At 40.7% G+C, this 8,189-nt stretch carries 8 protein-coding genes; 6 read left to right on the top strand and 2 right to left on the bottom strand.

Annotation, left to right across the window (positions count from 1 at the left end; all coding sequences use genetic code 11):
• Nucleotides 1-325 precede the first annotated feature (325 nt).
• The 6 genes from VMW01_00415 to VMW01_00390 all read left to right on the top strand — a co-directional run bounded on the left by VMW01_00415 (nucleotide 326) and on the right by VMW01_00390 (nucleotide 5,770).
• Complete coding sequence (locus tag VMW01_00415) at nucleotides 326-1,069, top strand: hypothetical protein (GenBank protein ID HUW04698.1); 744 nt, start codon at nucleotides 326-328, stop codon at nucleotides 1,067-1,069.
• Between the two features lie 261 nt (nucleotides 1,070-1,330).
• Nucleotides 1,331-2,032 (top strand): hypothetical protein, encoded by a 702-nt coding sequence (locus VMW01_00410; protein ID HUW04697.1) that lies wholly within the window; start codon nucleotides 1,331-1,333, stop codon nucleotides 2,030-2,032.
• A 528-nt stretch (nucleotides 2,033-2,560) separates the two neighbouring features.
• Nucleotides 2,561-2,935, top strand: a complete 375-nt coding sequence (locus VMW01_00405; GenBank protein ID HUW04696.1) for an HU family DNA-binding protein — start codon at nucleotides 2,561-2,563, stop codon at nucleotides 2,933-2,935.
• A 228-nt stretch (nucleotides 2,936-3,163) separates the two neighbouring features.
• A complete protein-coding gene (locus tag VMW01_00400) occupies nucleotides 3,164-5,128 on the top strand; it encodes a DUF4209 domain-containing protein (protein ID HUW04695.1) in 1,965 nt (654 codons plus the stop codon).
• Complete coding sequence (locus VMW01_00395; protein HUW04694.1) at nucleotides 5,109-5,378, top strand: hypothetical protein; 270 nt, start codon at nucleotides 5,109-5,111, stop codon at nucleotides 5,376-5,378. The genes VMW01_00400 and VMW01_00395 overlap by 20 nt, the downstream gene beginning before the upstream one ends.
• A complete protein-coding gene (locus tag VMW01_00390; protein HUW04693.1) occupies nucleotides 5,360-5,770 on the top strand; it encodes a type II toxin-antitoxin system VapC family toxin in 411 nt (136 codons plus the stop codon). The genes VMW01_00395 and VMW01_00390 overlap by 19 nt, the downstream gene beginning before the upstream one ends.
• A gap of 362 nt (nucleotides 5,771-6,132) precedes the next feature.
• Here the strand turns inward: VMW01_00390 and VMW01_00385 are convergent, their stop codons facing one another.
• Nucleotides 6,133-7,431: a hypothetical protein gene (locus VMW01_00385; GenBank protein HUW04692.1), complete on the bottom strand. Its 1,299-nt coding sequence runs from the start codon at nucleotides 7,429-7,431 to the stop codon at nucleotides 6,133-6,135.
• Nucleotides 7,432-7,707: 276 nt separating this feature from the next.
• Nucleotides 7,708-8,189: hypothetical protein (locus VMW01_00380; GenBank protein HUW04691.1), on the bottom strand; the 482-nt coding region annotated here is incomplete at its 5' end.

The following is an 8,189-nucleotide window of genomic DNA, read 5'->3' as shown; positions in this document are numbered from 1 at the left end:
TTATGGAAGAATTATTACAAGAAAAATCCTATCATTGTAAACCAATCTCAGGATTAATTTCTAATGTAAATCTATCTCAGGATTTAAGTATTAATCTGTAAACTTTTTCTAGGACGAGACAACTTGCTCTCCATACGCAGGTGTGACCATAAGCCTCCTCCCCACCCAAAATCCCTCCCACTAAACCACCAAGGGCATTAAAATCCTTCTGGCAGAATAAAGGGTTCTTGCAAAGATTTTTATATTTGTGTAAGGGATGATTTATTCCACCAAATGGCTAAAGAACAAGCGTGTAGATGCTCGTTCGTGATTATCGAAAACCAACATGGTCAAATTTCAAAATAAATACCGCATACCGTCTACCCGATTGCAGCATTGGGATTATGGGCAACCTGCGGCCTATTTTGTAACCATTTGCACCAAGGGCAGGGAAAACCATTTGGGTGATGTGGTAAATGGAAAAATGAATTTATCGGGTGTGGGTATTATTGCCGACATTTTATGGCACGAAATTAAAAACCACACCCCAAACATCGATTTGGGCGAATTTGTGGTTATGCCCAACCATGTGCACGGCATATTGATATTGAATGGCAATGGAACCGTTGAAACGAACGACAACGCGGATGGCGATACGTCCGGGGATGGTAACCACGTGGATGATGACGCATGCGTGGATGACGACGCATACGTGGATGACGACGCATGCGTAGAGACAACGCATGCGTTGTCTCTACAATCACCCCAATCCCAACAATCCCCGCAATCCCAACAACAACAACAACAACAACAACAACAACAACAACAACCGCCACAACAAACCATTGGGCAAAAACGATTTCAAAACCAGGGCAAAAATACGTTGTCGTCCATTATCGGTTCATACAAATCGGCGGTGTCGAAACACGCACACCGGTTGGGGTTCAATTTTGCATGGCAATCGCGTTTTTACGACCACATCATACGCAACGAACAATCGTACCAAACCATATCGGAATACATTATGAACAACCCCTTAAAATGGAATGAGGATAAATTCAACCCAACCAATAAAACAGCGAAGGAATGACCCGAATTGCAGAACATTACATTGCAGAATTTGCAACCGGACTGGTTTCCGAAATTGTTTTCTCTCCCCACCCGTATGCTACGCCATATTCCCCAGCCTAAATCCATCCCACTAAAATATAACGGCCTTAAATTCCCCACGGCCTTAAAAGAGTTGTGGTAAAGATTTCTATATTTGTGTAAGGAGCAATTTTATTCCACCTTTTGGTGAAAGAAATGCAATTGAATTTATACGCTCGTTAGCCACTATATAAAAAGAACAATGGTTCCTGAAGAAATTGATAATTTAACACGAACAAAATTGACTGAAATATTTAAATATAAATCGAGTCAAGAAGATGTTCAAGCCATAATCGATAGAGGTTTTGTAGGGGCTGAATTTAAAAAAGGGAAAGCTTTATTTGTTGGTATAAATCCATCATTCCCTTCAGATGCAAATAACGAATCATTTCTTTATGATATTGATAGAGCTATAACTGATTATCCAAAACATTATAAGAGTTTTGGTGACCTAGTTGTTGGAACGAGGTATGAAAATAATTGGACCTACATTGACCTTTTCCAGTTCAGAGAGACTAATCAAAAGAAGATAGAGCTATTCTTCAAAAACGATATCCAATTCATTGTCGAGCAATTAAGATTAAGTCATGATATAATGTGCAAAATAAACCCCGAAATAATTGTTGTATGCAACACTGGGGCTGCAAATTTCTTTGGGATTAATAAGGTTAATGAAAATGGAAAATTTGACAATGTTTGGTTTGGCTATGATTTTGTATTTGATGTGAGATATGGAATACACATCATAAAAGAGAGACTCGCAGAGAGTATTATTGAGAAAAAAGATGAAACACTTATAAATACACCAGTATTATTTACCAGTGCATTAACATATATGAGCCGATTTGATAAGCAAAGACTAAATTGGCAGCTAAATTTGATTGGGAATAGAGAAATTGAATAATAGTGGATAATCAATTAGCTCTCCCCACCCACTAACCCAACAAGCAGAGCCATCTCTCCCATTTTCCTGCCACTCGCGCCAGCGTTTTGTTGGGTTAGAATAGGCGTCGTTCTGTGCATTTTTTTTGCCCAAACCTTAACTTTTTTCTAAAAAGCTCTTGACTTTTAAAAAACGTTGCCATAAATTTGGGATAACATGCTTTAGATTAGAGTGTTGGATTCACAATTCCTCCTCCGCTTGCCAGCACGGTTTTTAGGATTACAGAATGTAGGATTAGCCTTTGATTGTGTTCAAGTAGATTAAAAGTTAAAGGAGAGAAAAATTTTGCCCAACTTGGAAAAAAGTTTTGCCCATCCCGGGAAAAAGTTTTGCCCATCCCGGGAAAAAGTTTTGCCCAACTTGGAAAAAAATCTTGCCCAAGATTTTTTCGCTCCATGCTGATGCAGACAAACTACAACCAGCATATGCTGTAAATCCGCTTCGGAGCTATCGCCCAGGCCATACTTCCGAGGCACAAAACCAAGTATCATGAAGTACCATTTGATTGAGCGGATAAATCCGCAGGACCGTCAAGCGAAGAAGTGGTATGCTTCTACGGTAAACGACGGCATGATTAGCAAAACCGAGCTGGCCAAGGAGATTACCGGCATGTCGTCGCTCTCGCGGGGCGACGTGTCCAACGTAATTGAGAGCCTGCTGGAGGCCATGCCCAAGTATCTAGTTATGGGCAAGAGCGTAAGCTTGGGAGAGTTTGGCTCCCTGCGCCTCTCCATCTCCAGCGATGGTGTGGACACCCTGGAGGAGTTCAACACCGGCAAAATTACCGGGGTAAAGGTAATCTTTACGCCGGGGGTGGAGCTCAAGCGGGCCATTGAGGCCGTAAGCTTTGAGCGCACCGAGTAGCTCAGCACCTTAGCGTGGCCCTGCCCATAGGCCAACCGCAACGTTTCTCCGCGGCGAACACGCTTCGCCGCAGAGAAACAAAGGAAAAAAACTTAACTTACAGTATGGGAATAATTCATATATTTGGGTATAACCAATTTTATTTCACCTATTGGACAAACTGACACAATTGCGTTTATACACGGTAGAAAACAGAAATGACAGACATAAATTGAAAAGTAAATCATTGTGAAGGAACAAGAAATGAATACTCTAGAAAAATATTTGAAAAAGATTGATGAAAGTTCATACGATTGTAAGGATGTCCATACAATCAATTCAGAATTTCAGCAGGTCTGCAAGCAACTTTTTGAAGAAGGCAAACAGAATATTGCTGCAATTGCAGAACTTGACAGAGAAGTATTTTCAGTTCAAAAGTCTTTTGATAATAAACATGATAATGCAGAAGGAATTATTAACGGATTAAGTTGGCAAATGAGTGGTACACAAACTTTGGAAGATGGCAGCCAAATACCTCTTTATTGGCCTGATGTTACAAAATACACCCAACAAGATTTTGAATTTTTTGAAAAACGTTACAACGAATGCAAAAACCTATATGCAAAAACTGAATACGGTTTAATGGTGTATTTTGGTGAAAAAACTGCCACGTCAAGACATAATGATTTTAAACGTCAGCTTTGTAATGAGTTATTTCAGCTTAGCAAAGATTATCAAGCTAAAGCTAATAAAGGTGGTGAAAAAAATCATTACGTGTTGCATTTCTTCCATTCTTTGCGAATGGCATTCGGTGTTGCAGAAAAATCAAATCTTGAGCCTGAGTTGACTAATATAATTAAATACATATTTGAAACGCACCAAAATTGGGATATTACTAAGGAAGGCACTTTACGTATTTTACTTGACCTTTCTGGTTTGTTATCCGATTATTTTGGTTTATCAAATAAATTAATCGACTTTCAGAAAGTTGTTGATAAAAACTTGGCAGGGGCTGAAGAACTTGAAAAAACCTATGTATGGGGTGCAATGTATGCCATTGACCGTAATATTGCTATTGAGCAAAAAAGAAATAAACCGGTCGATGACTTATTAAAATACAAAGCAAAGTTGTATGAGAAACTCGCAACTGATGCAGAAAGTAAATCAAACCATACCTGTGTGAATTTTGCAGGAAATGCACTCCGCATTTATCAACAGATTAAACTACCTAATGACATTAGTAGATTGGAGAAATATTATTCCGAATTAAGAGGCAAGTTTCGGTTGTCAGAAGTAAGGCAAGAACTACCAAAGGAGCACGTTGATAATATGAATGAGCGCATTTTAAAAGCGGTTGCTGACAACAACGAAAGAGGCATAATTAATCATTTCATAACATCTCCATGGTATGATACAATTAAAAATATTAAAGACCGTTCTGTTGAATTGAGTAAACAGACCGTTTTGCTCTCAATGCTCCCAACATCAATAATGGATAAATTTGGAAACACGGTTGACGTGTTTTATACTGATGAAGAAAAAGAAAAATTCAGTTTTTGGAACTCATATACATTCAATTTTCAAATTGGTACACAAACAATGCATAGGTTTTTTATTGAAGCCTATAAAGCCAAGAAATTAAATTACGCCTCTGTGATATCCCATTTAGAAGGCACATGGTTTAATGAAGTTATTGTAAGGAATTATCATGGTCAGGCAGTAGATGTCAAACCAATAGATACACTTAAACCTGGATTGAAAAGGTTGTTTGATGAACTCGACAGTTTCTTCGCTGACAATACTTATCAATGTGAATTTGTTACCGTAACCGATAGTTTAACATTGAAAGTTGAGGGGCTTTTACGATATTTTTGTGAGAAAATTGGCATTGCAACATTTAAAACAAGACAGAAAGGCTCAGATAGATTGGTAATGGAAAAATTATTGGATGATTTATTGGCTGATATTGCTCACGAACCACTTTTAAAACCTGAACAGAAAACTAATTTTGATGAGGAAGACAGAATACTAATAAAATATGTATTAGCAGAAAAGGCAGGATTAAATTTGCGAAATGCAGTTGCTCACGGCTTAATGGATATATTTGAATATTCTTTTGAACACGTTGTAGTTCTTTTCTGCATCATAATCAAATTAAGCAAGTATAAATTTATAGAAACGAAAGGAGACCCCCATGATAACAGTAGTAAATGAACCACAAGCTGAATATAAGGTCGCTGGCTGGCAAACAGAATCTAAAGGATTTTCATTCGACGACTTTATATGTGGCATCGAAAATGAGACTGTAATGTTTTGCCCGCCAAGTGGCTCTACATTCATGATATTCTCTGAAAAGCCTAAAAGAAAATTATCTGCTTTGAGAGGTAAATTATCAAAACAAAGCAATAAAGAAATTGACGATCAAATTTCAGATTTACGTAGCGAATGGGACAGAAATATTTAATTGATACTTGTACAGTTGTAAAATATCTGGACGAGGTACTTCCTCCAAAAGCAATTTCATTTATGGATACTTTGGTTGATGATGATTGTAAAGTTTCGTTCATTACGAAAATTGAATTATTAGTATGGAATCCCCCAATTGCCGAAGATATTAGAGTAAGGGAAGAGTTTTTAGCCGGCTCTGAAATTCATTACATTAATGATGAAATAATAAACAGTGCAATTCAAATAAGAAAATCAACTCATATAAGGTTACCAGATGCAGTTATTGCAGCAACAGCCATTCACAACGACTATGTTCTTCTATCAACAAATGATAATGATTTTTTAAAGGTGATTCCACTTGGATTAAAATATATGAATCCTGAAACAGCCTCTTATAAGCACATGTGACTATAGAGTATGATAATGGAAGACAGAACACAGGGGTTTCTCCCCACTCAAACATAGGTGTATGTAACTAGCAAGCGAAGTATCCCATGGATACTGTCCCAAAAAGTGTGTAAAGTGAGATTTTTCTAAATTTAAGGTTGCAAAACTTTAAAATTTAAGAGATGAAAAACCTACGCTTTACACAAGAGCAAGTTACAAAGATTTTGGAAGAAATTGCCATGCAGGAGGGTAGTATCCCATGATTCCTTGCTGCATATCAATGCAATTACATTCTTCCTTTACCATTCAACCTAACCCCCACAAAAAACTAAAAGGTCTGCCGCACAGTAGCAGCAGACCTTTAGCGTAAAGAGGGAATAACCCTACCTAAACCGAATGGCAATTTTTCCACCCACCCAGCTATCCACCATGGAGGTGCCGTGGATGTTCTCCCTGTAAACGGAGTAGGGCATTATATCGTTAATCCTGTTCTTGTCGCCCTGCTCGTAGAAGAAGAAGTTGTAGGTTACACCGGCCGCTATGGAGAGCTTTTTTCCCACCGGTATATCCACCCCAAGGTATATGCGATGGAGCAGCTGATCCTCGTTGTTACGGCCTCCCTGTGCCACGTTGTTCACAGTGAGATCTACATCGAACAGCATCTTCTCCGGTCGTCCAAGCGACATGCCAAGCCCAGCACCAAACGTCCACGTTGGGTTGCTTAGGTTATCGGTGGCTATCCCAGCCGTAAGAATGGAGTGGAGCATGGGCACGCCCGAACGAAAGGCCACATTAACGGGAAACACCTCATCGCCGCTCACCTCCCAGCGCATATACCCACCGTGCTTAATAATGTTTACCACGCCAAGGCTTGCTCCGTCAACGGTATCGGCAATATTCACCACGCTCAGCTGGAAACCCTTCACGGCCTTAGCCTTGTTTACCACACCGCTCACCTGAACTCCATGAACATCCTGAGCCTGATTAACCACTCCTGAAAGCTGCACACCCTTAACATTGGTAGCCATATTCAATACTCCGGCTGCCTGCATACCATTCACTCTCAGCGCACGGTTAAAAACCCCAGCCTGCTGAAAACCACGCATACTGTCGACCATATTGAGCACACCGGCTCCCTGAACTCCCGTTACATTTCCCTTGTCGAGGTTTACCACCCCAGCATGCTGAACCCCCACAATCGGGCCTTTAACGTAGTTAATTACCCCGGCATGCTGAACGCCCTTAACGGAGTGGGCCGTGTTAACAATACCCGAGGATTGTACGCCTTTGAAATCTCCGCCCACAATGTTGCCAATACCCGCCAGCTGAACATAGCTAACATCCGATTCGTCCATGTTAATCAGCCCACCAAGCTCCAAGTAACGAACGCTATATACCTTTCCAACCAGCAAGTTGAAGGAGAGGTCGTTAACGGTTTGGGGATTCTTTAGGTAACAGTTGGTGCTAATGCCCGGCACCACGCCAAGCTGCACTCTTTGGAACACCGAATCGCTTATGCAATGGCATTTTTCACTTGCCTTTTCTACTGTGGGTGAAGTGGGCTTCGGTGATACCGAAAGAGAGTCCTGTGCCGTAGCGGCAAGGCTTACCATCAACATAATAAGCAGCAGGAAGCCAACTCTTCGGCCACAAGTGCTGCCTAACTTTCTTTTTGATTTCATAGTGCTAAATTTTTCATTTACGCTACTATGACAACTCAGGAAAGAACACTCCCCCCTCTTAAAAATATTTTTTATCAGGAAGCGAGTATAACCTCAGCTCGATGCAACTATTTTCGTAAAGCCACCTAAAATTCCGTTACTAACTGAATGCCCTAGCCTGCGCTAAGAACATTTGCACACCTTTACTAAATATGAAGCTATAAATACAACCAACTGTATCGAGTGAATTTTGGGCAAAACAACTGTGAAATTGCGTTCTACTATATCGAACTTACGTTAGTATAACCTCAACGCAATTTTCCATCCAAGCCACGACTGCAGGGCAATTCCATTGGCTCCAACGCTACTAGAAAGCGTGTGGGGTGCAAGCGAAGTAAGATACTGCACGTTGTTTTGCTTTGCAGTATCAAACGCTAGGTAGTTAAATGTTACCCCGGCAGCAAGGGCAACTCGCGACGATAGCTTCTGCCCTAGCCCAAGGTATCCTCGGGCTAAACCACTTCTGGAAAGAAATATGCCCCCCTTCATCAGCTGCTGAGCAGTTAGGTCCATATCGAGCGATAGCTTCCTTGACAAGCTAACAGTGGTTCCAAAGCCATAGCCCAGCGTCCACAGTGGGTTACTCCCATCCTTGGCCTGAACTCCGGCCAGCAATATTCCGTGCAACCGCTTAACGCCGCTGCGGTAGGCAACATTGGCCTGAAAGAGCTCGTCGCTGGAAATCTCAAAGCAGTGGTAGCCATTTCTAACGTAGCTGT

Source organism: Williamwhitmania sp., from assembly GCA_035529935.1.
Lineage (GTDB): Bacteria > Bacteroidota > Bacteroidia > Bacteroidales > Williamwhitmaniaceae > Williamwhitmania.
The sequence above is the reverse complement of the archived record's forward strand: the minus strand, read 5'-3'. Positions and strand labels throughout refer to the sequence as shown.

Bases quoted from the DNA above. Each gene is read 5' to 3' on its own strand.
- VMW01_00405 (HUW04696.1), top strand. From the start codon at position 2,561: ATGAAGTACCATTTGATTGAGCGGATAAATCCGCAGGACCGTCAAGCG.
- VMW01_00390 (HUW04693.1), top strand. From the start codon at position 5,360: ATGGGACAGAAATATTTAATTGATACTTGTACAGTTGTAAAATATCTG.
- VMW01_00385 (HUW04692.1), bottom strand. From the start codon at position 7,431: ATGAAATCAAAAAGAAAGTTAGGCAGCACTTGTGGCCGAAGAGTTGGC.
- VMW01_00415 (HUW04698.1), top strand. From the start codon at position 326: ATGGTCAAATTTCAAAATAAATACCGCATACCGTCTACCCGATTGCAG.
- VMW01_00395 (HUW04694.1), top strand. From the start codon at position 5,109: ATGATAACAGTAGTAAATGAACCACAAGCTGAATATAAGGTCGCTGGC.
- VMW01_00410 (HUW04697.1), top strand. From the start codon at position 1,331: ATGGTTCCTGAAGAAATTGATAATTTAACACGAACAAAATTGACTGAA.